Origin of the sequence: Panacagrimonas sp. (assembly GCF_965216805.1) — a bacterium.
Taxonomy (GTDB): Bacteria; Pseudomonadota; Gammaproteobacteria; order Nevskiales; family Nevskiaceae; genus Panacagrimonas.
This window is the reverse complement of record NZ_CBDCGN010000002.1, coordinates 1,944,209-1,966,809: the sequence shown is the minus strand read 5'-3', so window position 1 is coordinate 1,966,809 and position 22,601 is coordinate 1,944,209. Positions and strand designations below refer to the sequence as shown.

General features: G+C 64.1%; 22 protein-coding genes. 8 read left to right on the top strand and 14 right to left on the bottom strand.

The features are described 5' to 3' along the window. The first annotated feature begins 76 nt into the window (after positions 1–76). Positions 77–940 carry an alpha/beta hydrolase gene (locus ACOOHP_RS09405; protein ID WP_420466184.1) on the top strand — a complete coding sequence of 288 codons (864 nt, stop codon included), beginning with the start codon at positions 77–79 and terminating at the stop codon, positions 938–940. After that, complete coding sequence (locus tag ACOOHP_RS09400; protein ID WP_420466183.1) at positions 937–1,719, top strand: SDR family oxidoreductase; 783 nt, start codon at positions 937–939, stop codon at positions 1,717–1,719. The genes ACOOHP_RS09405 and ACOOHP_RS09400 overlap by 4 nt, the downstream gene beginning before the upstream one ends. Before the next feature lie 79 nt (positions 1,720–1,798). Here ACOOHP_RS09400 and ACOOHP_RS09395 read toward each other — a convergent pair whose 3' ends face one another. From ACOOHP_RS09395 to ACOOHP_RS09370, 6 genes are all read right to left on the bottom strand, one after another. After that, positions 1,799–3,154, bottom strand: a complete 1,356-nt coding sequence (locus ACOOHP_RS09395) for a WS/DGAT/MGAT family O-acyltransferase (protein WP_420466182.1) — start codon at positions 3,152–3,154, stop codon at positions 1,799–1,801. 88 nt (positions 3,155–3,242) lie between these two features. Then, on the bottom strand, positions 3,243–5,291 hold the full coding sequence (locus ACOOHP_RS09390; RefSeq protein WP_420466181.1) for a site-specific recombinase: 2,049 nt from the start codon (positions 5,289–5,291) through the stop codon (positions 3,243–3,245). A 5-nt stretch (positions 5,292–5,296) separates the two neighbouring features. Then, the gene (locus ACOOHP_RS09385) at positions 5,297–5,896 is read right to left on the bottom strand and encodes an LON peptidase substrate-binding domain-containing protein (RefSeq protein WP_420466180.1); all 600 of its coding nucleotides are present in this window, start codon (positions 5,894–5,896) and stop codon (positions 5,297–5,299) included. Between the two features lie 18 nt (positions 5,897–5,914). After that, positions 5,915–6,601: a glutathione S-transferase family protein gene (locus ACOOHP_RS09380; RefSeq protein ID WP_420466179.1), complete on the bottom strand. Its 687-nt coding sequence runs from the start codon at positions 6,599–6,601 to the stop codon at positions 5,915–5,917. 59 nt (positions 6,602–6,660) lie between these two features. Continuing rightward, positions 6,661–7,509, bottom strand: a complete 849-nt coding sequence (locus tag ACOOHP_RS09375; RefSeq protein WP_420466178.1) for a redoxin domain-containing protein — start codon at positions 7,507–7,509, stop codon at positions 6,661–6,663. A gap of 22 nt (positions 7,510–7,531) precedes the next feature. Then, positions 7,532–8,119, bottom strand: coding sequence for a TetR/AcrR family transcriptional regulator (locus ACOOHP_RS09370; protein ID WP_420466177.1), 588 nt, complete (start codon positions 8,117–8,119; stop codon positions 7,532–7,534). A gap of 161 nt (positions 8,120–8,280) precedes the next feature. On the opposite strand from ACOOHP_RS09370, the gene ACOOHP_RS09365 reads away from it, so the two are divergent. Next, on the top strand, positions 8,281–8,967 hold the full coding sequence (locus ACOOHP_RS09365) for a glutathione binding-like protein (protein WP_420466176.1): 687 nt from the start codon (positions 8,281–8,283) through the stop codon (positions 8,965–8,967). Between the two features lie 10 nt (positions 8,968–8,977). On the opposite strand, the gene ACOOHP_RS09360 is transcribed toward ACOOHP_RS09365, so the two are convergent. Beyond that, positions 8,978–9,862, bottom strand: coding sequence for a DMT family transporter (locus ACOOHP_RS09360; RefSeq protein ID WP_420466175.1), 885 nt, complete (start codon positions 9,860–9,862; stop codon positions 8,978–8,980). A 112-nt stretch (positions 9,863–9,974) separates the two neighbouring features. Between ACOOHP_RS09360 and ACOOHP_RS09355 the strand changes: the two genes are divergently transcribed. Both ACOOHP_RS09355 and ACOOHP_RS09350 read left to right on the top strand, forming a co-directional pair. After that, the gene (locus ACOOHP_RS09355; RefSeq protein WP_420466174.1) at positions 9,975–10,172 is read left to right on the top strand and encodes a DUF4169 family protein; all 198 of its coding nucleotides are present in this window, start codon (positions 9,975–9,977) and stop codon (positions 10,170–10,172) included. Between the two features lie 11 nt (positions 10,173–10,183). Further along, the gene (locus ACOOHP_RS09350; RefSeq protein ID WP_420466173.1) at positions 10,184–10,474 is read left to right on the top strand and encodes a hypothetical protein; all 291 of its coding nucleotides are present in this window, start codon (positions 10,184–10,186) and stop codon (positions 10,472–10,474) included. Positions 10,475–10,477: 3 nt separating this feature from the next. On the opposite strand, the gene ACOOHP_RS09345 is transcribed toward ACOOHP_RS09350, so the two are convergent. Next, the gene (locus tag ACOOHP_RS09345; protein WP_420466172.1) at positions 10,478–11,869 is read right to left on the bottom strand and encodes an ABC1 kinase family protein; all 1,392 of its coding nucleotides are present in this window, start codon (positions 11,867–11,869) and stop codon (positions 10,478–10,480) included. Between the two features lie 16 nt (positions 11,870–11,885). Between ACOOHP_RS09345 and ACOOHP_RS09340 the strand changes: the two genes are divergently transcribed. The 3 genes from ACOOHP_RS09340 (at position 11,886) to acnA (ending at position 16,661) form a co-directional block, all read left to right on the top strand. Further along, a complete protein-coding gene (locus tag ACOOHP_RS09340) occupies positions 11,886–12,338 on the top strand; it encodes a DUF6918 family protein (protein WP_420466171.1) in 453 nt (150 codons plus the stop codon). 378 nt (positions 12,339–12,716) lie between these two features. Next, positions 12,717–13,598: a hypothetical protein gene (locus ACOOHP_RS09335; protein ID WP_420466170.1), complete on the top strand. Its 882-nt coding sequence runs from the start codon at positions 12,717–12,719 to the stop codon at positions 13,596–13,598. Between the two features lie 402 nt (positions 13,599–14,000). Then, on the top strand, positions 14,001–16,661 hold the full coding sequence (acnA, locus tag ACOOHP_RS09330; RefSeq protein ID WP_420466169.1) for an aconitate hydratase AcnA: 2,661 nt from the start codon (positions 14,001–14,003) through the stop codon (positions 16,659–16,661). Positions 16,662–16,953: 292 nt separating this feature from the next. Here acnA and ACOOHP_RS09325 read toward each other — a convergent pair whose 3' ends face one another. From ACOOHP_RS09325 to cmk, 6 genes are all read right to left on the bottom strand, one after another. Further along, positions 16,954–17,337: a YMGG-like glycine zipper-containing protein gene (locus ACOOHP_RS09325; protein ID WP_420466965.1), complete on the bottom strand. Its 384-nt coding sequence runs from the start codon at positions 17,335–17,337 to the stop codon at positions 16,954–16,956. Positions 17,338–17,876: 539 nt separating this feature from the next. After that, positions 17,877–19,052 (bottom strand): tetratricopeptide repeat protein, encoded by a 1,176-nt coding sequence (locus tag ACOOHP_RS09320; protein WP_420466168.1) that lies wholly within the window; start codon positions 19,050–19,052, stop codon positions 17,877–17,879. Next, positions 19,045–19,338 (bottom strand): LapA family protein, encoded by a 294-nt coding sequence (locus ACOOHP_RS09315; protein ID WP_420466167.1) that lies wholly within the window; start codon positions 19,336–19,338, stop codon positions 19,045–19,047. The genes ACOOHP_RS09320 and ACOOHP_RS09315 overlap by 8 nt, the downstream gene beginning before the upstream one ends. A 1-nt stretch (position 19,339) precedes the next feature. Further along, on the bottom strand, positions 19,340–19,645 hold the full coding sequence (locus ACOOHP_RS09310; protein WP_420466166.1) for an integration host factor subunit beta: 306 nt from the start codon (positions 19,643–19,645) through the stop codon (positions 19,340–19,342). Positions 19,646–19,763: 118 nt separating this feature from the next. After that, the gene (gene rpsA, locus ACOOHP_RS09305; protein ID WP_420466165.1) at positions 19,764–21,443 is read right to left on the bottom strand and encodes a 30S ribosomal protein S1; all 1,680 of its coding nucleotides are present in this window, start codon (positions 21,441–21,443) and stop codon (positions 19,764–19,766) included. Between the two features lie 126 nt (positions 21,444–21,569). Continuing rightward, on the bottom strand, positions 21,570–22,259 hold the full coding sequence (gene cmk / locus ACOOHP_RS09300) for a (d)CMP kinase (RefSeq protein WP_420466164.1): 690 nt from the start codon (positions 22,257–22,259) through the stop codon (positions 21,570–21,572). Between the last annotated feature and the right edge of the window lie 342 nt (positions 22,260–22,601).

Below are 22,601 nucleotides of genomic sequence, written 5' to 3'. Positions count from 1 at the left end.
GCTGCGCGACAATCCGTCCCCCGCTTCCCGGAGCTTGATCATGCAGCGTCTCCTGCGCGCGACCCTGCGCGGTGCTTTGCGCGCGCTGTTCAAGGGCGTGATCGGTCGGCCGATCCCCGTGCGCCTCGCGCGCATCTGGATGGAGATCGTCACCGCCACCACCCTGCCAGCCCGCGGAACGCACCGTGAACGCGGCGTCTGGGGCGTCATTGGCGAACGCGTCACGCGGCGCGATGCGCAGCCCGGGCGCGCGCTGCTTTATCTTCATGGCGGCGGCTATACGCTCGGCTCGCCGAACACGCACAAGGTCTTGACGACGCACTTCGCCGCCGTCGCTGACTGTGAAGTGCTGGCGCCGGATTATCGGCTGGCGCCGGAACATCCCTACCCCGCGGCGATGGAAGATGCGATCAGCGCCTATCGCGCGCTGCTCGACCGATTTCCCGCACGCCGGATTGGGATCGGCGGCGATTCCGCTGGCGGCGGGCTGGCGCTCAGTACTGTTCTGGCCCTGCGTGACGCGGGCCTGCCGGCTCCGGCTGCACTGCTGCTGATCTCACCCTGGGTCGATCTGACGCTCTCCGGCGCGAGCGTCGAGACGCAAGCGCAACACGATCCCTTGCTCAGCCGGGACTGGCTCACGCGCGCCGCCGAGGCTTACCGCGGGACGGTCGCACCGAACGACACGCAGGTCTCGCCGCTGTTCGCCGATCTGCGCGGCCTGCCGCCGACCCTGATCCAGGTCGGCAGCGACGAGATTCTGCTGGACGATGCGCGTCGACTCGCCGAATGCGCGAAGGCGGCAGGGGTGGAGGTGACACTCGAAATCGAAGCCGGCTACTGGCACGACTTTCAGGTTCACGCGCGCATGCTCGATGCGTCGGACGCTGCTATCGCGCGCATCTCCAACTTTCTCGACCACCATTGGATACGCCCATGAGCAACCGCCCCGGCAAGACGATTTTCATCACCGGTGCGGCGCAAGGCATTGGCAAGGCCACGGCTGAACGCTTCGCCCGCGAGGGCTGGTTCGTCGGTCTTTACGACGTCAACGCTCAGGCGCTGGACACGCTGCGCGCTCAACTCGGCGCGGACCGCTGCATCGCCGAAGTTCTGGACGTCACCGACGCAGTGGCGTGGGCAGGCGCGCTCGAACGGTTCTGGACCACGGCCGGCGGACATCTCGACGTGTTGCTCAACAACGCCGGCATCGCGAAGTCCGGGCCGTTCCAGGACATTCCGCTGGCCGCGCACCACGCCATCGTCGACGTCAATCTCAAGGGCGTCATCAATGGCTGCCACGCCGGCTTCGACTATCTGCGCCGCACGCAGGGTTCGCGCCTGATCAATCTCGCGTCTGCTTCGGCGATCTACGGCGCGGCCGATCTCGCCAGCTATTCGGCAACGAAGTTCGCGGTACGCGGCCTGACCGAGGCACTGGACCTGGAGTGGCGCAAGCTTGGCATCCGCGTCTGCGATATCTGGCCGATCTTCGTGCAGACCCCAATGGTCGAGAAGCTGAGTACCGGCTCGCTGAGCGCGATGGGCGTACACCTCACCGCCGAGGACATCGCCAACACGGTCTGGAAGGCGGCGACACGCCGCAGCCGGCGTGTGCACTGGCGGGTCGGCGCGCAGACGCACCTGATCTATCGCGCGGCCTGCTTCCTGCCCGATGCGCTCAATCGCGCGGTGACTGCAAGTCTGTCCGGACATTGACCGGAAAACGAATGCAGGTCCCCTGCGAGGGCGACAACGCGAGTTTCATCAGGCAGCGGTGGTCGGCCTGAAGGCCGACCTACAGCGCTTCAAGTTCCGCCAGACCCTGCTCCAGATACGCCAGCATGCGCTGCACATGCGGCACCGATCGGCGGCAGGCGATCAGCCCGAAGCTGAGCTGGTCGGCATAGGACACCAGCGTGATGTTGAGCGCCATGCCGTCCACCGGAATGGACACCGGGTACATGCCCTCCAGCAGCGCACCGTTCCAGTACAGAGGCTGCTTGGGACCCGGTACGTTGGAGATGACCACGTTATAGAGCTGCTTCTGCGGCGCGATACCGGTCGCCAGGTTCAAGCCGGCAGGGCCGGAGATCAGCGCGGTGTAGTTCATGATCTCGGTCGGCGTCATCTGCGACAGCCGCTGCTTGGAGGCCTGCACGCTGCGCCGGATCACGCCCATCCGCTCGGCCGGATCGGCAATGTGGGTGCCCAGGTTGGCCAGCACCATGCCCACCTGATTGCCCGAATCGCTGTCATCGCGACGCAGGCTCATCGGCATCATGGTGATCAGCGGCTTGTTTGGCAGCGCGTTCTGGTCCTGCAGGTAACGTCGCAGCGCATAGGCGCACATGCCCAGCACGACATCATTGAGCGTGCCGCCCACCTTCTTGCCGACGCCGCGGATGCGCGACAAGGACCACGACTGCGCGGCGAACCGCCGGGCATTGCCGATACGGCGGTTGAACAGGGTGCGCGGCGCGCGGAACAGATCGCCGAACTCGGGTTCACGCCGTGCCTGCTGCCACGTGCTGAGCAGGGCTTGTGTCACCACCGGCAAGGCTTTGGCCTGCGACTTGGCCTGGCCCAGTACCGAACCCAGCACCGACGACGGCGCGGCGAGCTGGCCCTCGCGCTTGCGCGGCGTGCGCCGGAACGCCCATGGCGGGGCCATCGCCTTGGCCGCAGGCTCGGTGGACATCAGCGACTCCAGCAGCCGCATGCTGGCGACGCCATCGATCATGGCGTGGTGCATCTTGCTGTACAGCGCGAAACGGCCGTCGGCCACGCCTTCGATGAAGCTGCACTCCCACAGGGGAAATTCACGATCCAGCAGCGCCGAGTGCATGTTGGACACCATCGCCAGCAGCTCGCGGATGCGTCCGGGTCGCGGCAGGGCCAGGTGGCGGAAATGGTGGGCGAGATCGAACTCCTTGTCCTCGGTCCAGAACGGCACGCCGAGCTTGCGCGTGAGGCGTTGGTTGAATGGCGGCTGCGGCTGATCCTGCCGGCGCATCAGTTCTACCATGCCGCGGATGTCCTCGGCCTTGGACCCCGGGGGCGGCTGGAACAGCATCAGGCTGCCGACGTGCATCGGCTGATTGCGCCGCTCCAGCATCAGGAACACCTGGTCCAGCGGACTCAGTGCTTTCACGCGCTCCCCCTGCGGCCTGGGGCCGTCTGTTCGAGCATTTAGCCTGACGCGCAGCCGGCTTGAAAGCAAAGACTGTGCTGCCGCGCTATCAGGGCTCCGTGGCCACCGCTTTGGTCTCTTCGCGATCCGCGGGTGGCCAGAAGAAATCCTGTGGCCGACGCAGGAACCAGTGCAGCAGACGCTTGAGCAATTCGCCGCCCTCGCCAAAGCGCACCTGCTGTGCGCGCATCGCCACCGCGAGGGCCAGGCCGAAACTCACCGCCAGATTGATCACGCCGATGCCGGCAACGCCGATGGCCAGGATCGCGTAGGTCCGCGGTTGCAGCGCCCAGTCGAGCGCAACGAATCCATAGCCCAGGTAAGCGGTGGAAAACGTGATGTGGCGGATGTCCAGCGGCAGGCCCAGAATCAGGCCGATGGCGCCCATCGACCCGAGCATGCAGCCGAAGAAGAAATTGCCGGCCAGTCCGCCCAGATTGTTGCCCACGTAGTCGGCCAGGCGATTGGCGCCGCGCTCGCCGAGCAGACGCCGCAGGCCGTACAACTGGCGCAGCCGCTGCGGAATGCGATCGTAGGCGGCCTTGTTGTCGAAGTAGCCGGAGATCAGCCCGGACAGAAACAGGAACACGCCGGCAATGGCGGCGTGAAACCAGGCGAGGCTGATCAAGGGATTCTGGTCGTCCAGCAGCGCCTGCGCATGGGCAGCATCCAGCGGCGCAGCGCCGCCATAACGGACCATCAGCATGGCAATCAAGACCGGGATCGCGAATGCCATGACCACGTTGCCGACGATGGCGATGAACTGGCTGCGGGCGACACGCACCAGCAGTTCCACCAGGCCATCCAGGCGATGGCCTTGTTCGCGCTTCTGCAGACTGGCGGCGATGTGCGAAGCGGTCATCGCCGGCTGCTTGGTGGCGATGGTGAAGTGCAGCAGATAGATCAGCACGAAACCCAGGCCGTAGTTGAGGCTGTACAACACGGCTTCCACCAGGGGCGCGTGCGCTTCACCGCCCAGGTTGATCTTGAGCAGGGCCATGAAGGCGACGATGAACCCGGCACCGAGGGCCGAGCGCAGCATGCCGAAGTATTCGCTGCGCGTGGCGGTGATGTAGTGCTCGCCCGTGCGACTGGCATTACCGACGATGCTGGCTGAAAGCAGTTCCAGGTTCTGCGACCAGAACCGCGACAGCGACAGCCGCTGATTCTCCGCGCTCACCAATTCCTGAAAAAGGCGCACGCGATCCACGTTGAGTTCGTGCGCAGGCCGGTCCTCCAGCAGACGCAGCAGGGTCTTGAGCCGGCGCGAGCTCTGGCGCAAGCGCACCAGCAAGTGCGTCAGGGTGACACTGGCGCCGCCGCGGCTGGCCTGCTTGCGTACGCGCGCCAGTATTTCACTGCATTGATCGAGCAGAACCAGCAGATGCTTGTCGTCCAGCACCGGCTGCTCAGGCGCGTCGGGAGCGGCCTGTCGCGACTCGATGAAGTCCCGCAATTCGACGTTCTGGCGAAGGAAGGGCGACTCGTAGCGCTCGATGTCCGGATGATTTCGGACCAGTTCGGTCTCCAGGCCCATCGCCGCGATCCGGTAGGACAGCACCTGCAGGGCTTCGACAATCTTGTGCTGCATCGGGCCGCCGTCGAAGCGTGCCGCAGGCAGATCCAATGCATCCAGCAAGCGGATCCACAGGTCCTCGGAAAGACCACATACCCAGCGGTAATCGGAGGCGAGCGGAAACAGCAGATTGAGCACACCGCGCAGTGACTCCGTGTGGTGCTCTTCAGGCAGGATCTTCTGCGCCACTCGTCGTTGCAGCCCGCCGAAAAAGCCTTCGTGTGCGAGCACGCCGGAATCGGTGAACAGACGCAGGGGTTGCTTGTCGGACAGCAGGCCCAGCAGGCAGTCACGCATGCCGTCTCGCAGCGGAGTGTTTTCTCGCAGCAACTTGATCAGCGCCTCCAGCCGTTCTTCCGCTTCGGGCAGCCGATCTGGCTTGGCCGGTCGGATACAGCGAACCAGTCGCGCCAGCGCGTCGATGCGCTCCTCTGCGGTCGCCACCTGCACGCGCTCCAGCGCAACTCTCAGGCGCCGGTCAGGCGATAAATCCTTGGCGCGGACTCCGGAACGCCGGGCCATGGCCGCTACTCGGTCCCGGAATCTTCTTCACCGAAGACGGTGGCTTCAATTTCCGCGAGAATCCGGACGGGATCGTTGTACTGCAGCCAGGCCAGCTTCTGATCGACGGAAATCGGCAGGATCTCGGCCAGGCGATAGGCCACCCAGGTGGCATCGCCGAGCTGGACCGGTTGAGGAAAATGTTTGGCGCCGACCTTGTCGATGATCTCGCTCAGCATCCGCCCCAACAACTCCTGGCTGGTTGGCAATGCCTGCGCCACGGGCGCCGGCTCCAGCACCACTTGCGCGCGGATCAGGCCGTCACGCTCAACGCGCTGATCGAGGATGCGGAAGACCTGTTCGCCACGGGTGTCGAGATTGAACAGGCCGGGTGTCGGCACCTCCCACTCGGCGATGCGCGCGGTACAGCCGATCGGGACCGGTACCGCGGCCTCGCCGGCCTCGCGTCCTTCCAGGATCTGGCACACGCCAAAGACCGCATCGTCGCGGATGCAGGCCTTGGTCATGTCCACATAGCGCATCTCGAAGATGCGCAGTGGCAGGCGTCCGCCCGGAAACAGGACGGTGTTGAGCGGGAAGATCGGAATCTCGACGGGTGCGTTCATCGCACCAGTTTGGCGCGATCAATCCTTCTTGTCGCCGCCCACCAGCATCGAACGCGCCATTTTCTTCACCGCTTCGCCGCCGTCGTCCAGCACCAGCGGCTCGGGAATCACGATGCCGCGCTGCACTGCGGGTCGCGAGGACACCGCTTTCATCCAGCGTTGCACGTGCGGCAGGTCGTCCACGTCCACGCCAGCCCAGTAGTGCAGCGATACCCATGACCAGTTGGCGATGTCGGCAATCGAATAGTCGCCGGCCAGATATTCGTGATCGGCCAGCCGCGATTCCAGCACCCGGTACAGGCGCTTGGTCTCGGTCTGATAGCGGTCGATCGCATAGGGAATCTTTTCCGGCGCATAGCGGAAGAACACATTGGCCTGACCCTGCATCGGCCCGATACCGCCCATCTGGAACATCACCCACTGGATGACCTGCGAACGTCCCTTGCGGTCCGTCGGCAGAAAGCGGCCGTACTTTTCCGCCAGGTAGATCATGATGGCGCCGGACTCGAACACGGCGAAGTCACCCTCTTCCCGATCAACGATGGCCGGGATGCGTCCATTGGGATTGATCTTGAGGAAGTCCGGCGTCTTCTGGTCGCCCTTGGACAGCGAGATCGCATGCAGCGTGTACGGCACGCCCAGCTCTTCGAGCAGAATCGAGGCTTTCCAGCCGTTGGGTGTGGCCGAGGTGTACAGGTCAATCATCAGCTTGTTCTCCGAAAGATGGGTTGTCGTGGGAATGGGTCAAGTGCGGGCGCTTGACGTCAGTGCGCCGGTCGCGTCGCCTCGCCGTCCAGTACGGCCATCCAGGCCGACGGCTCGGGACGGACGCGATAGTTTTCGGTGAGATCGCAGTAGATCACCTTGCCGCCGGTCGCGGTGACGAAGACGGTGGGTCGCGGCACATCGGAGTCGTAGCCGAGCACTTGCATGCCGGCAGGCAGACCGTTGGGCTCGATCACGCCCAGGATGCGGGCGGCCGAATTGTTGCGATCGGTCATGAACCGCATCGGCGCATCCATGCGCTTGGCCAATGCCGCGCTATGGCTTTCCGGCTGCGGGCTGATCAGGTAGACCTCGACGCCTCGCTGCGCCAGTTCCCGGTATTGCGCGGCAACTTCCTTGATCTGTGCCATGCACAGCGGGCACCAGTTTCCGCGATAGAAAATCCACAATGCGGGCGTTTGCATCAGCTCGGTGCTGGGCCGCGCCGCGTCGCCCTCGTAGATCGTGAACGCCGGCAGGGTCTGCCCGATCTGGATTACCGGGGCTTCGCGCGCATCGAACTTCGAGTACCAGAACACGTACAAGGCCACGCCGATCACGCCGACCGACAAAGCCACCACGCTTGCGGCGGATATCGCGCCCGGAATCAGGCTCACGCCCAGCCCCACGAATCCGGCGACGAACATCCACGGCAGATTGCGCGAAGTTCGCGCCGCCGGCGCAACGAACAAACGTCCGAAGAAAAGCGCCGGTCCGGCACAGGCGATGGCGGCACCCAACCAGGGGGACGCCAGTCCCTCCTGAACGACCCGGTACAGCGAATAGGCGAAGCCGGCGAATCCGCCGGCCAGAAACGCGGACACGTAAAGCGACTTGATCATGTTCATGGTGCGGGGTCTCCCCTGGGGGTTATCTGGGATCCAAGGCGCGTAACGCGGTACGCACGATGTCGTTGAGCACGGCCTTGCCGGGCTGCGCCCTGGCCGTCAGGTTCAGGCCCGAGAACGTGCTGGCGAGAAAGCGCGCCAAGGTCGTTGCGCTCTGGGTCGGATCGATAGTTCCGTCGATCTGTCCCTTGCGGATCGCCCGCGCCAGCAGACGTTCCAGCCCTTTGCGAATGTCCTGCAACTGCTGCAACAGCTTGGCATCCTGCCCTGCCAACTCCGCCAGGCAGTTGTTGACCAGGCAGCCTTTGGCGCCGCCGTCGCTCAGCGCACGTCGCACCATGCCGTGAAACGTCTGCTCGATCTGCGCTCTACCGGCGTCGGCCCGGGTCAGTGGTTCGATCAGCCCGGCCATGCCGGACTGCGCGTAGCGGTTCAGCGCCTCGATCAAGGCCTCGCGCTTGGTGCCCCAGGTCTCGTAGAAGCTGCTGCGGCTGAGATCCATGGCGTCGAGCAGTTCGTTGAGCGACGCCGCCTGATAGCCGCGCCTCCAGAACAGCTGCATGGCCTTTTCCACCGCAAGCTGTTCGTCGAATTCGCGCGGACGCGCCATGGAAGTTTGTTCTGGAATGACCGTTCCAGAATCTGCGCGTACGCAGTACATGTCAATGCAGGGTGCTCCCTCGGGCTCTGGCTCCTCCGACAATGACGGCCAAAAGATCTTCCGGGCGGCGGTTAGGCTGGCAGCCACAGCCCACGGCCTGGAGCGCCCCGATGATCGACCTGCATTACTGGCCCACCCCCAACGGGTGGAAAATCTCCATCATGCTGGAGGAGTGCGGTCTGCCCTATCGCTTGATCCCGGTGAACATCGGGCGCGGCGAGCAGTTCCAACCGGACTTTCTGGCCATCAGTCCCAACAACCGCATTCCCGCCATCGTCGATCGCCAGCCTTCCGACGGCGGTGCACCGTTGTCGGTATTCGAGACCGGCGCCATCCTGGTCTATCTGGGCGACAAGACCGGAAAGTTCTTTCCTGCCGGGCTGCGGGCGCGCAAAGCCGTCATGGAATGGCTGATGTGGCAGATGGGTGGCCTGGGCCCTATGGCCGGACAGAACGGGCACTTCAAACTGTACGCGCCGGAAAAAATTCCGTACGCGCTGGATCGCTATGGACGCGAAGTGCTGCGGCTGTACGGCGTCCTGGATCGCCGGCTGGAGCTGGCTGGCGATTATCTGGCCGGTGATTATTCGATTGCCGATATCGCGAGCTTCGCCTGGGTTCGCATTCACAAGGCGCAGCAGATCGATCTGAACCGCTTTCCGTCCCTGCATCGCTGGTACACGCAGATCCTGCGTCGCGACGCCGTACAGCGCGGCTTGGCGCTCGGCAAGGAACTGCGCCTCAGCCAGCTCGACGATCAGGCGCGCAAGACCTTGTTCGGACCGGGGCAGCGCTGATCGAGTGGTGCTAAGCGGTTCGCTGTCCCAGCCAAACGCCGGCCGCAGCCAGCCCGAAACCTGCGGCATCGATCAGATCGAAGCGGGCACCGAGCATCACCGCGGCGAGTACGGCAGTGACCGGCGGCACCAGAAAGAACACGCTCGCCACGCGGCCGGCCGCGCCGCGGCGCAACAGCCACAGGTAAAGCAGCACACCGGCGCAGGAGTTGACCAGAATCACCCAGGCCATGCCGCCGAGCGTGGCGCCGGTGGGCGTGAACTGCAGGCCTTCCCGCCACCACGCCACCGGGATCATCACCAGGGACGCCGCCAGCACCTGGATCACCAGCGCCAATCGCGCATCGAGCTTGCCAGCCTGGCGTTTCTGAAACACGGTGCCCAGGCTCAAGGTGGTCAGGGCCAGGAACATGAAGCCGTATCCCAGCGCGGTTCCAGGCTCCACCAACCCGGGGCCGACCACCAGCAATACGCCGGCCAAGCCTAGCCCCAATCCCACGACGGCGCTTCGGTGCATACGCTCGCCCAGGATCACCGCTGCGCCGAGCGCGGTGGTCAGCGGCATCAGGCCGCAGATCAGGCCCGCCACCGCCGGCGGACATCCTGCCTGCATGCCGGCATAGGCGAAACCGAAGAAGCCACCCTGTAGCAGGATGCCGGCCACGCCGACCTGCAGCGTCGCCCGCAATGCTGGCCACCGCAGGCGCAGCACCAGCACCCACGCACCGATCAGCGTCGCGGTCCCCAGGAACCGCACCACCGCCAGGGTGTAGGGCCCGCTGCCGTCGAGCCCGTACACGGCCGCGATGTAGCCGGTGCTCCACAGGAAGACGAACAGCAGGCCTCCGGCAAGATCTACCGAGGACTGCGGAACAGCGGCGGCCGTGGAGTTCATGCCGGAAGGTCATGTACGAGGGGCGCGCATGGTAAGTTCCTGGAGCGTTACGCGGCACCCCCGAACGGGTTGGTATGGGTGCGCCCTACAACGGATTGTCAGCTTTTTGTCCATGGCCAAGGTCGTCAACCTCAACCGCTTCCGCAAGCAGAAGGCCCGCGAGCAGGCGGCCGTTCTGGCGGCCGGGAATCGCGAGAAGTTCGGACGCAGCAAGGCGCAGAAGGCGCTCCAATCAGCGCAGGACGAGGAAGCGCGACGTCGTCTCGACGCACTGCGGCGCGAAACTCCGGCGAATTCCGAAGAACCCTAGTGCAGGCCGGGATGCAGTCGCACGTCGAGCCGACGCGAAGCGCGGGTGCGGCCGCCAGTGTGGCGGCTCCCGCACCCGCTGTTCCGGACGCCGTGTCGCCGGCGCGCGCACGCACGCTGCGCATGCGGGAGGCCACGCGGATTCTGGAGTCCTGCGTCGCGCCGACCGAGACTATCGCCGACGAGGTCGGCTACGAGGACGCCGGCTTCTTCGGACACCTGTTCAAGCTCCGCCCGAACCTGACGCCCGCACAGTACCGCCGTCGCTTCGGCGCCATGCGCCGCGCACTTAGCGGGTCCTGAACCTCAGAGCACATCCAGCAACAGCGGCCGTGCGTCGACTTCGGCGTGCAGGGTCGCGAGCATGATGAAGACGCCGGACAGCCGGCGGTGCAGGAACACGATCTCGCGCGGTGGCAGGCGGAAGTGCTTGGAAAAGGCGTTCTTCGCGGCGAGCTGGCCAGCACGCATGGGCAGGTCGCTGTCGCCCCACTTGTACTCCCCCTGCGCATTGAGCAGCCGCGCCGGCACGCGGCCGGTGTCGTTGCCGGCAAAGGGCTCGGTGATCATCTCGCACATGTCGCAGAACGCGTCGAGCACCGATTTCGGGAACTGCGCGTCCATCAGGCCGATGCCGACAGCGCCGTGCACGATCTGGTCGCGATCGCGGTCTACGCCACCGCGCACGATGTTCGCGTAGTGATCGACGAAGCCGCGACCGAACACGCGGGTGGCACCGAAGTCGAGCAGCACGATGCGATCCTGTCCGTCCGCATCGGGACGGATACGGTAATTGCCGAAGTGCGGATCGGTCTGCACCATCCCCCAGCCGAACAGCTCGGTCACGAACAGCTGCACGAAGGCGCGACCGAGCGCGTTACGCCGCTCCTGCGACAGTCCTTGCACCGCCACGTCCTTGACGTGGTGGCCGTACTCGTAAGTTGTGGTGATGACCTGATCGCTGCAGTACTCGGTGAGCACGCCGGGGACCACGAACCGCGGGTCGTCGGCCAGGCGCTCGCCGAAGCTCTGGGTGAAGCTGCGCTCGGCCGAATAGTCGACCTCGCGGTGCAGCATCTCGCGCAGTTCGGCGAAGATCGGTGCCAGGTCCAGGCCCTTGGGCGCCATGCGCGTCATCGAAATCAGCCGTGCCAGGGTGCGGATGTCGCTCTCGATGGCGTCCGCCACGCCGGGATACTGGATCTTGACCACCAGTTGCAGGCCGTCGCTCTTGCGGGTGGCGCGATGCGCCTGTCCCAGCGATGCCGCCGCCAGCGGCCTTTCGTCGACCTCCAGCTCCGCCAGTCGCGAGCGGCCCAGTGCACGCTCCAGAACCGGCTGCACCACGCGCCAATGCACCGCGGGGGTGTCGTCCTGCAATTGCGACAAAACGGTGACGGCCTCTTCGGGCAGGAAGTACTGTCCATACAGCGACAGCATTTGGCCGGCTTTCATCACGCTGCCCTTGAGCTGACCGAGTTCGTCGCGCAGCACTTCGGCTTGGCGGCGGTAGAACTCGCGGTCCGCTTCGGTGCGGGAGACTTCACCGCGAAACAGATTGGCGATGGAATGCGCAACGATCTGCGACCCGGCGCCCAGGCCAAGCTTGGTCAGCGCGAAGTTGCGTTCGAACGGCCGCGTGCGCAGGCTGGCCAACCCAGGCTTGCCGGCGTTCTTGTCACTGTTGTTGTCACTCACCTTGGTGGTTCCCGGTATGCCGACCCTGGCCGATGCTCTGCAACTTGAAGTTCGTCACGAGTTTCTGGTCACGCAGTGTGTGGGGCTGATTCAACAGAGGATCGCGGATCGCGGTGTCCTGAGCCGCATCCCACTCCAGACTGCTGTGTCTCTGCTCGAATCGATCCGGCCACAGGGCTTGCGAGACATCGTGAGTCGCCTGCTGCCGGATTTCACGCAAGCTCTCGAGCCCTTGTATCAGCGTTTTCTGGAGTCGAATCAGACGCAGTTTAGCCCGTTCCTGCAGACGCATTCGGAGCAGGCGGTGGCCGCCCTGCTCGGTGTGGCCGACGCATGTGCCGCGCAATCCGCCAACGGTGCGATCCGTATGGCTTACCGCAGGCTGCGTCCCGGCGCCGTTGATGAAGTTCGCGCAGTGCTGCCGGCACTCGCCGAACTGTTGTCGATGCCGCTGGGTGGTATGCGCTAGAAAAGACGCTGCGGGGATCTGCGATACCGGCTGCACCGTGAAGAGCGATAGACGCGTTTTCTGCCCAATCTCGGCGGTACTGGCGCCTTCGAACAGCGCGCGTGATGGCGATTTCGGTATCGATCAGCGGACACGAAGCGGCCATGGCGTCCGCGATCGTGTTGCTAGATGTCGCCAAAGATTCGCAGCGCATATGGGCGCAAGGAATCGACCCGAGCGGTCGAGGCGTGGTGGCAATCGACGGCCGCGAGTGTCATTGGTGTCGATGGACGTGACCCACGTCCCAGAACAGGCTCGCGATTTCTGCGTGAGCCCGATATGTTCTGACCCCGATTCGCGGTTATACAGCCAATCAACCCCCAATTCAGGGAGATCGTTATGCGTCAACTAATTGTTGTTGCGGCAGTCTTCGCCGCTAGTGCTTTCCACATCTCGTGGGCAGGGACTGCGGTGATCGAGGCCGGGTCCGGCAAGGACAGCGCGCGAATGAATCTGGAATACCGCCCCGGGCTGCTGCGAATGCAACCCCAGAGCAGCGAAGACGGCACCATGATCGTGCGCGACGGCAAGATCTACACCGTTGCCGGTGGCATGGTGATGGAACTCGGCGCCATGATGAGCCAGCTCGGTGGCTCGATGATGAACAACACCCCGGGATCGGGGCCGGATGACGTCGGTCGCTTTGTCAGTCTCACCCGCACTGGACGCGGCGAGACGGTTGCCGGCATCTCGGGCGAGGTGTTCGAAGTCAAGTACGAAGACGGCGACGGCAAGCTGACCACCGAGCAGATGGTTCTCAGCAAAGACCCGCGGGCGCGCGAGATGCGCGAAGCGATGGAACTGATGAGCAGCCAGATGCGGGCAGCGGTCAACCGGCCCGAAACTGCAGAAGAAAAACGCTTGGCAGAGGCCTATCGGGATTTTGGCGTGCTGCGTTACGGCGACGATTTTCGAGTGGTGAGCCTCAGCGACCAGACGCCTGCGGCGTCGCGTTTCGAGCTTCCGGCTGAGCCCACCCAGATGCCGAATCTGGGCGGCTTGCTCGGCGGCGGTGGCGCGGCGAACGCCAACGCCAACGCCGAAGCCGGTGCCTCTGGTGGCGGCGGGCTGGGCCAGGCTTTCGGCGGCCTGTTTGGCAACAAGGCCGAGCGCCAGCAGCAGCGGGTGGAGCAGCGCGTGGAAGGGGAAGCCGATCAAGCCACCGATGAGGCGGTTGACGGCTTGATGGACAAGGCCATGGACAAGCTGTTCGGCCGATAACCCGGGGCCCAGCTCGAGCGCCCGATCGCTGCGGGCCGCGGCCCGACTCTCGAACAGGAGAGGTCGACGACAGGAACTCGATACGCCGGGAATCGAGGTGCCCCGGCGTCAGGGTGCGGTCCGTGAGCGGCGGCCATGCCTGAAGCGGTGCGCAGCGTCCGCTCGTCGATGCTGCGCACCGCGCCGAAGCGAACAATAGGCAGAAGCGCACTACCCTGCGCGAGGGCGTGACGCCTGGAGCCACCGGCGCGGCAAATTGTCAGTTGCCGTCTCGGCGCGTGCTGCGCACAAACAGTCAAGGTCGCACCAGAATGCCCGCAAACCGGTGCGCGTGGCCCGCTATAATTGCCGGCCGCGCGGCGCGCGCGTCCATCCATCGCCAGGTATCCGGGAGTTCCAGCCATGTCGGACAGCTTCAAGTCCAAAGCCAGCCTCAAGGTCGGGTCCAAGACCTACTCGTACTACAACCTCAAAGCGCTGGAGCCGAAGTATGACCTCGCGCGCCTGCCGTACTCCATCAAGGTGCTGCTGGAAAACCTGCTGCGCCACGAAGATGGCGAGAACACCACCGCGGCGGACGTGGAGGCACTGGCCGGCGCCGACTTCAAGAATCTGCCGGCCAAGGACATCAATTTCACTCCGGCGCGGGTGATTCTGCAGGACTTCACCGGCGTGCCCTGCGTGGTGGACCTGGCGGCGATGCGCGATGCGATCACCAAGCTGGGCGGCAATGCCGCAAAGGTCAATCCCTTGTGTCCGGTGGAGCTGGTCATCGATCACTCGGTGATGATCGACCACTACGGCTCGAAGGATGCGCTGGACCTGAACGCCAAGGTCGAATTTCAGCGTAACGAGGAGCGCTACACCTTCCTGCGCTGGGGCCAGGAAGCTCTGAAGAACTTCAAGGCGGTGCCTCCGGATACCGGCATCGTGCACCAGGTCAACATTGAATACTTGGCCCGCGTCGTATTCGAAAACGAACAGGGCGTCTTGTATCCCGACAGCTGCTTCGGCACCGATAGCCACACCACCATGGTCAACGGCATCGGTGTGCTGGGTTGGGGCGTGGGGGGTATCGAGGCCGAGGCGGCGATGCTGGGCCAGCCTTCGTCCATGCTGATTCCCGACGTGATCGGCGTGCGCGTGACCGGCAAGCTGGCCGAAGGCGCGACCGCCACCGACCTGGTGCTCACCGTCACCGAGATGCTGCGCAAGCGCGGCGTGGTGGAGAAGTTTGTCGAATTCTTCGGGCCCGGTGTCGGAAATCTGTCCGCTTCGGACCGCAACACCATCGCCAATATGGCGCCCGAGTACGGCGCCACCTGCGGCATCTTCCCCATCGATACCGAAACCCTGAGTTACCTGCGCTTGACAGGGCGCTCTGACGAGCAGATTGCGGTCGTCGAGGCCTATGCCAAGGCGCAAGGCATGTGGTGGACGCCGGAGGCGCCGGAAGCCGAGTACACCGATGTCATGCACCTGGATCTGGCCAGCATTCTGCCGTCCCTGGCAGGACCCAAGCGTCCGCAAGACCGCGTGCTGCTGACTGACGTCAAGGCCAATTTCCGCAAGGCCTTCGAAGGCGAGCAGAAACTGCGCCCCTCCAAAGGGCCGGCCGACGTCACCTACAAGGGTGAAAACTTCCAGCTCAAGGACGGCGCGGTGGTCATCGCCGCCATCACCTCGTGCACCAACACCTCGAACCCGAGCGTGTTGATCGGCGCCGGCCTGCTGGCGCGCAAGGCGCGAGCGCTGGGCCTCAAGACCCAGCCCTGGGTGAAGACCTCACTGGCACCGGGATCGTTGGCCGTCACCGAGTATCTGAACAAGGCGGGCCTGATCGACGATCTGGAATACCTGGGTTTCCACGTCGTCGCCTACGGCTGCACCACCTGCATCGGCAACTCCGGTCCGCTGGGCGAGCCGGTCGGCAAGGCGATCCAGGAAAACACACTGAGTGTGTCTGCGGTGCTCTCGGGCAACCGCAACTTCGAAGGCCGCGTGCATCAGGACGTGCGCATGAATTACCTGGCCTCGCCGCCGCTGGTTGTTGCCTATGCCATCGCCGGCAGCACCGACCTCGACCTCACCTCCGAGCCCATCGGCAAGTCCAAGGATGGCAAGGACGTCTTTCTCAAGGACATCTGGCCGACCAATCAGGAGATCCAGTCCGAAGTCGCCAAGAGCGTCACCGCTGATCTGTTCAAGGCCAGCTATGCCAACGTGCTCAAGGGCGATGCACGCTGGCAGAGCATCAAGGTGACGCAGTCGGAAACCTATCCCTGGGATTCCAGGAGCACCTACATCCAGAACCCGCCCTACTTCGACGGCATGACGATGACCCCGCCGGGCATCCAGCCGATCAAGGGCGCGCGCGTGCTGGCGCTACTGGGTGACTCCATCACCACCGATCACATCAGCCCTGCAGGCGACATCAAGAAGGACGGCCCTGCCGGCAAGTACCTGGAAGAGCACGGGGTGCAGCGAGCCGACTTCAACAGCTTCGGCTCCCGTCGCGGCAATCACCAGATCATGATGCGCGGCACTTTCGCCAACACCCGCATCAAGAACGCAATGACCCCCGGCGTAGAAGGCGGCGTGAGCCGCTACATCAACGGCGCCGCCGGACCGGTGGAGCCGATCTACGACGTGGCCATGAAGTATGGCCAGAAGAACATCCCGTTGGTGGTGCTGGCCGGCAAGGAGTACGGCACCGGCTCCAGCCGTGACTGGGCCGCCAAAGGCACGATCCTGCTTGGGGTCAAGGCGGTGATCTCCGAGAGCTTCGAACGTATCCACCGCGCCAACCTGGTCGGCATGGGCGTGCTGCCGCTGAACTTCGTCGATGGGCAGAGCGCGACATCCCTGGGCCTGGACGGAACCGAGGTGTTTGACTTTGATGGTCTGGCCGATGGCGCGACCGAGGTGGTCGTGCACGCCAAGAAGGCAGACGGCACCTTCAAGACCTTCAAGGCGCGCGTGCGCATCAATACTCCCATGGAGTGGTCCTACTACAAGCACGGTGGCGTCCTGCAGTACATGTTGAGGCAGATGGCGGCCTGAGCCTGAACCGCAAGACGAGGTTGTAAGCGCACAGCGGGGATCGACGGCAAGGGAACGCTGCGCTGACAGCGCGGCGCCAAACCGTCGAGTCGTACGGGGGAGATCGCACCCGAGAGGATCGACGGCCGGGCGAAATCCGCGGAGGTGCGATCCGCCCCCGGCTTTGGCAGCAAGCATTTCGACGGTGAGGTCCCGGCGACCACGCTACGCAACCGCGACTTGGTCTACGGTTCGGCGCTGACTGGAATCGCCGCAAAAAAAAGCAGGCCAATGGCCTGCTTTGAGTGGGTGTTCAGTCGTCTCTGCGGCCGTGACCGTGGCGGCGATGGTGATCGCCCTTCCAGCCGCGGCCCCGATGCTTGTCGTATCGGCGATGCCGGTTGTCGTAGTGCACGTACTGCGGCTGTCGGCGGTAGTCGCGATGGTGATCGCGATCACCCCGGTATCGGTCGCTCCGATAATGACGCCGGCGATCATCGTCGTCGTCGACGGCAATATACGCTCCTGCAGTTGCACCGATCACCGCGCCCATGACAGCGCCGCTCTGGCCACCCATGCCATTGCCTACAACGGCGCCTAGGACTCCACCCAGAGCGCTGCCGATGGCGGCATCGCCTCGATCGTCTGCGATGGCCGGGACACCAAGGCCCAAGCCGAAGACCGCCACCAAGAGCATCACCGATTTGTTCATCTTCGCACTCCTTCCGATACTCGACGCGTACGAAATTACGATTGCTCCAGTGAACGCGATCTGAACCGACTTTCAGCCGACGCGACCTCGGCGGCGACCCGACGCCTCCGGCGTATCATCGGGACGCTACGGTGTGAGGCAATGGAGGGCTGCCGTGAGAGATTTCCGGACATCGATGTGGGCGTTGTTCAGCTGGGGCGCAGCGGTCGGGGGTGTCCATGCAGCGGGTAGCGCCACTCACACTGGAATCTGGAAGGCCTTCGTGCCCGCGGACGCCGTGGGCGAGTTCGACAGCCACGACCCGGTCGGCCTGATTGCCGGAAAGCGGATTCGCGCAGACTGCTCCCTCAATTGGCGCGATGGGCAGGGGCGGATGTACTGCTTTTCCAGCGGCACTTCGCTGGTCCATTTTCTGGATCAGCCGCAGACCAATACGCGCAGCGCGCGTCAGGCCTGGGCTCGCCTCTGTGGCGACGCGGGTCGGACGGAATCTTGCGACTAGCGCCGGTCCGTTTCCGGTTGCATCACGGTAGCGGGCTGCTCTGTATGTCCAGCTGATCGGTCATTGGAAAGACCGTGCCCCACTGCTTGCAACTCGGACAATGCCAGAACAGCTGCGCAGGCTTCATGCCGCAGCTTTGACATTGGTATTTCTGTCGCGAGGCATTGATGGTCTTGACCGCACTGCGCAAAACCTGCGAACGGCGCATCTGCAGTTCGGGGACCTCGGTTTCGAGCGTCGCGATCTGTTCGAGCACGCTCCAAGTCGGCGTCTGCTCGAACGCATCGAGCAGGTAGTCGTCGGCGTCCATAGCCGTTTCGCGCAGCAGTTCGGCACGCACTACGTCGGTCGCGCCACCCTTTCGGTCTGGCGGCAGGTCGTCCATCCATTGCACGAAGTACTCTGGGCGCCCCCAATCGCGACAGCACAGCCACAAGGGCCTGACGACTTCGGCCAGTAGTTTGGGCTCCTGCTGCGCCGCGCGTGCGTAGGCGTCGGTCGCGGCGGACCAGTCGCCGCGCTCTGCGCACAGGCGTCCAATCAGCAGGCTGGCGCGTGCGCAGCTCTTGTCGGTATTCAATGCTTGCCTGGCCAATGCCAGCGCCTCGTCGGGGCGCTGGGCGCGACGGGCGTCTTCGGCCATCTCGCAACGGCATTGCGCGACCACAAACCTCCGGGACTCGCCGCTGGCGGCTTCCAGGCGACGGTTCACCTCGATCGCACTGGGCCAGTCGTGCGAGCTTTCGTGAATCGCGACCAGAGCCTCGAGGCAGGCCAGCAGTTTGAACCCGCGGTCGGCCAAGCCGCTGTAGATGCGCTCGGCCCGGTCCAGCACGCCGGCCTTGTGGTAGTCCTCGGCCAGCTCGAACTCGGTACGATTGCGCTGTTGCGGGGTCAGCGTGTCGCGCGACAGCAATCCCTCGTGCACCCGCAACGCGCGATCCACCTGCCCTCGGCGCCGGAACAGGCTGCCGAGGGTGAGCTGCAGCTCCACCGCTTCCTCGGTCAGCTCGTCCACTCCGAGCAGGGCCGCGACCGCCTGGTCGGGGTCGTCGTTGGCGAGAGTGCTGATGCCTTCCAGCGGGCCGTTCTGCGTCGGTCGCGTCGGGTAATTGCCGCCCGGCGCGCGGCGGGCCAGATACCATCCCAGCGCCGTCCCAAGCGGAAACAGGATCCAGCCTAGCGTGCTGTCAAGCATCCTTGAGCGGCAGTTCGCGCAGGGCTTTCAGTTCGGCGTCGGTGTTCAGGATCTGTTTGCGCAGGCGCCGGACTTCGTTCTTGAGCGCCAGCATGCGCCCCATGCAGATCAGCAGGGTGAGCAGTACCGCCAGCACGAACTCACCGATCACCAGCGCGATCAGCGGCAGTTCGATTTTGCCGGCGAGGTAATCGAACTCCACAGTCTGGGCGTTGAAATATCCCACCGATGCGCCTAGCACCAGAAAGATCGCGAGCGCCAGCAGGGCGAGGATGCGTAGGATCAAACTAATCCCCTGAGGGTCCGAAAGCCGCTCCGGAGTTGACCCGTTCCCGCATTTCCTTGCCCGGCTTGAAATGCGGCACGTGCTTCGCCGGAATGGTCACCGGCTCGCCGGTCTTCGGATTGCGACCGACGCGGCTCGGCCGGTGATGCAGCGCAAAACTGCCAAACCCACGGATTTCAACACGATCCTGACGTGCCAGCGCCAAGCTGACGCGATCCAGGATATGTTTGACGGCGAGCTCAACATCTTTGTGCATCAGATGGGTCTGGCGCGCCGCAAGGCGCTCGATCAGTTCGGACTTGGTCATGAAAAGGGCCCTGTCGGACTCGATTGCGCTGCGAAAGTCCACAGACGATAGGGCAAAAAAAAGGGCCGCGCAAGCGCGGCCCCGAATTTTTTCTTTTGTTTTCGGAAAGATACAGACGTTAGTTAGAATCCGATCCGCCGATCTGCTGCTTGAGCAGATCGCCCAGGCTGGTGCGGCCGGTGGAGGCGTTGCGGCTGTACTCGGTAACGATCTCGGCTTCTTCCTGGATTTCCTTTTCACGCACCGACAGGCTGATGACCCGGTTCTTGCGGTCGACGCCGATAAACCGCGCTTCCAGCGAATCGCCATCCTTGAGCACCGTCCGTGCATCTTCGACACGCTCGCGCGAAAGATCGTTGGCGCGGATGTAACCCTCGACACCATTGCCCAGGTCGATCACGGCCCCACGGGCTTCGACGCTCTTGACCGTACCCTTGACGATGTTGCCCTTGGTGTTCTCGGCAATGAATTGCGTGAGCGGATCCTGCGCCACCTGCTTGACGCCCAGCGAGATGCGCTCGCGGGCCGCGTCGATCGCCAGCACCACTGCGTCCACGTCCATGCCCTTGGAATAGCGACGCACGGCATTGGCGCCATCGTCGTTCCAGTCCAGATCGGACAGGTGCACCAAGCCGTCGATGCCGCCGTTGAGGCCGATGAAGATGCCGAAATCGGTGATCGATTTGATCTGGCCCGACACCTTGTCGCCCTTCTGGAAGTTCTGAGCAAACTCCTCCCAGGGATTGGGCACGCACTGCTTCATGCCCAGCGAGATGCGGCGGCGTTCCTCGTCGATATCGAGGATCATCACTTCGACTTCCTGCCCGATCACGACCGCCTTGCCGGGGTTGATGTTCTTGTTGGTCCAGTCCATTTCGGACACATGGACCAGGCCCTCGACGCCGGGCTCGATCTCCACGAACGCGCCGTAATCGGTGATGTTGGTGACCTTGCCGAACATGCGGGTCTTCTCGGGATAGCGACGCGCGATGTCGACCCAGGGGTCGGCACCCAGCTGCTTGAGGCCCAGCGACACGCGGCGGCGCTCGCGGTCGTACTTGAGGACCTTGACCTCGATTTCGGTGCCGACCTGTACGACTTCGGCCGGATCCTTGATCCGCTTCCAGGTCATGTCGGTGATGTGCAGCAGGCCGTCGATGCCACCGAGGTCCACGAACGCGCCGTACTCGACAAGGTTCTTGACCACGCCCTTGAGGACGATGCCTTCCTGCAGGTTCTGCAGCAGAGAATCCCGCTCGGCGCTGTACTCGGCCTCCAGCACTTCGCGGCGCGACACGACCACGTTATTGCGCAGGCGATCGAGCTTGATGACCTTGAACTCGAGCGGCTTGCCCTCGAGGTAGCTGGTGTCGCGCACCGGACGCACATCAACGAGCGAACCGGGGAGGAAGGCGCGGACCGTGCCGATGTCCACCGTGAAGCCGCCCTTGACCTTGCCGGTCATGATGCCGATGACGGTTTCCTTGCCCTCGAAGGCCTTGTTCAGGCGTTCCCAGGTCTTGATCCGCTCGGCTTTTTCCTTGCTGAAGATGGTTTCGCCGAAGCCGTTCTCGATCTGTTCGAGTGCGACCTCCACTTGATCGCCAACTGCAACGGTGATCTCGCCATCCACTGCAAACTCGGACAGCTGGATCACACCTTCGGACTTGAGTCCGGCGTCGACGATGACCACGTCCGGCTTCACTTCGAGCACGATCGCGTTGACGATGGTGCCGGGTTGCATGGACTGGCCGCCGCTCAGGCTTTGTTCGAACAGCTCCGCAAAACTTTCGCTCATTAAAAATCGCTCACGTCTGATCTGCCGCGAGCCGGAGAGGCAGGTTATGGATAGTCGAAAGGCCGCTCCGGTTCGGCCCTCGTACCGCGAATACCGCGTCAAAAACAAAACTGACGCCCTGGGGCGTCAGCGGATAAAGCCTCGGGTCTTCAGAAGTTCGTCAATCCGTTCAAGTACTTGAGCAGGACTCAGGAAACTGGTGTCGATCTCGACGGCATCGGGAGCTGGCGCCAGAGGCGCCACCGACCGGTTCCGATCACGCTCGTCGCGCGCGCGGATTTCCGCAAAAAGGTCGTGGAGGATAACGGCTTGCCCGCGGCCGCTCAACTGTGCGGCGCGGCGGCGCGCGCGTTCCTCGGCGCTGGCGTTCAGAAACAGCTTGAGCGTCGCATCCGGGAACACCACCGTGCCCATATCGCGACCGTCGGCAACCAGACCGGGCAGTCGACGAAAATCGCGCTGGCGCTGCATCAGCGCGGCCCGGACCGGCGGTGCCGCGGCAATCCTGGAGGCCAGGCCACCCGCGGCTTCCGAACGTACCTGATCAACCCGATCGACTCCGTCAACCAGGATCACCTCGTCCTCTTCGGTCCGCCCTTCGAACCGAATTTCGAGATCGGCGGCCAGAGCCGCAACCGCCTGCGTGTCCTCCAACGCGATGCCCCGGTCTTGCGCGGCCACCGCCAAGATTCGATACAGCGCACCGCTGTCCAGCCGATGCCAGCCCAATCTGGCAGCCAGTGCGCGCACGACCATTCCCTTGCCCACGCCGGACGGACCGTCCACGGTCACCACGGGTACAAGGTTCAACGCCATTGCAAGATTGGCTTCACAAGGCTTGCCCCACGACTCCGGCCCGAGCAGAAAGCGGCCCGTCGGCCGCGACGGACAGCAGCGGGTGATGGCTGGCAGTCACGTCCTCCAGCATTTCGCCAACGCGTACGATGCAGAAGTTGTCGTTTTATACCGCCGAGCGGAGGGAACAGGCAGCCCCGGTCCGATAGCGATCCTTAGCGGAGTAAAAAGTGGCGCCATGCAATAGACCCTGGGGCATGCAGAACATGTTTGCGCTGCAAGTCTAACGGGAACGCGTTGGTTCCTGGGCGCTTGGTCGTCGCTCGGTTTGGCATCCGTCCCGGGACGCGCTGGTGATGAGAT

Coding starts and splice junctions, on each gene's coding strand:
- ACOOHP_RS09375 (WP_420466178.1), bottom strand. CDS start 7,509: ATGAACATGATCAAGTCGCTTTACGTGTCCGCGTTTCTGGCCGGCGGA.
- ACOOHP_RS09365 (WP_420466176.1), top strand. CDS start 8,281: ATGATCGACCTGCATTACTGGCCCACCCCCAACGGGTGGAAAATCTCC.
- ACOOHP_RS09350 (WP_420466173.1), top strand. CDS start 10,184: ATGCAGTCGCACGTCGAGCCGACGCGAAGCGCGGGTGCGGCCGCCAGT.
- rpsA (WP_420466165.1), bottom strand. CDS start 21,443: ATGAGCGAAAGTTTTGCGGAGCTGTTCGAACAAAGCCTGAGCGGCGGC.
- ACOOHP_RS09340 (WP_420466171.1), top strand. CDS start 11,886: ATGCCGACCCTGGCCGATGCTCTGCAACTTGAAGTTCGTCACGAGTTT.
- ACOOHP_RS09380 (WP_420466179.1), bottom strand. CDS start 6,601: ATGATTGACCTGTACACCTCGGCCACACCCAACGGCTGGAAAGCCTCG.
- ACOOHP_RS09390 (WP_420466181.1), bottom strand. CDS start 5,291: ATGGCCCGGCGTTCCGGAGTCCGCGCCAAGGATTTATCGCCTGACCGG.
- cmk (WP_420466164.1), bottom strand. CDS start 22,259: ATGGCGTTGAACCTTGTACCCGTGGTGACCGTGGACGGTCCGTCCGGC.
- ACOOHP_RS09400 (WP_420466183.1), top strand. CDS start 937: ATGAGCAACCGCCCCGGCAAGACGATTTTCATCACCGGTGCGGCGCAA.
- ACOOHP_RS09320 (WP_420466168.1), bottom strand. CDS start 19,052: ATGCTTGACAGCACGCTAGGCTGGATCCTGTTTCCGCTTGGGACGGCG.
- ACOOHP_RS09355 (WP_420466174.1), top strand. CDS start 9,975: ATGGCCAAGGTCGTCAACCTCAACCGCTTCCGCAAGCAGAAGGCCCGC.
- ACOOHP_RS09325 (WP_420466965.1), bottom strand. CDS start 17,337: ATGCTCTTGGTGGCGGTCTTCGGCTTGGGCCTTGGTGTCCCGGCCATC.
- ACOOHP_RS09310 (WP_420466166.1), bottom strand. CDS start 19,645: ATGACCAAGTCCGAACTGATCGAGCGCCTTGCGGCGCGCCAGACCCAT.
- ACOOHP_RS09370 (WP_420466177.1), bottom strand. CDS start 8,119: ATGGCGCGTCCGCGCGAATTCGACGAACAGCTTGCGGTGGAAAAGGCC.
- ACOOHP_RS09360 (WP_420466175.1), bottom strand. CDS start 9,862: ATGAACTCCACGGCCGCCGCTGTTCCGCAGTCCTCGGTAGATCTTGCC.
- acnA (WP_420466169.1), top strand. CDS start 14,001: ATGTCGGACAGCTTCAAGTCCAAAGCCAGCCTCAAGGTCGGGTCCAAG.
- ACOOHP_RS09335 (WP_420466170.1), top strand. CDS start 12,717: ATGCGTCAACTAATTGTTGTTGCGGCAGTCTTCGCCGCTAGTGCTTTC.
- ACOOHP_RS09385 (WP_420466180.1), bottom strand. CDS start 5,896: ATGAACGCACCCGTCGAGATTCCGATCTTCCCGCTCAACACCGTCCTG.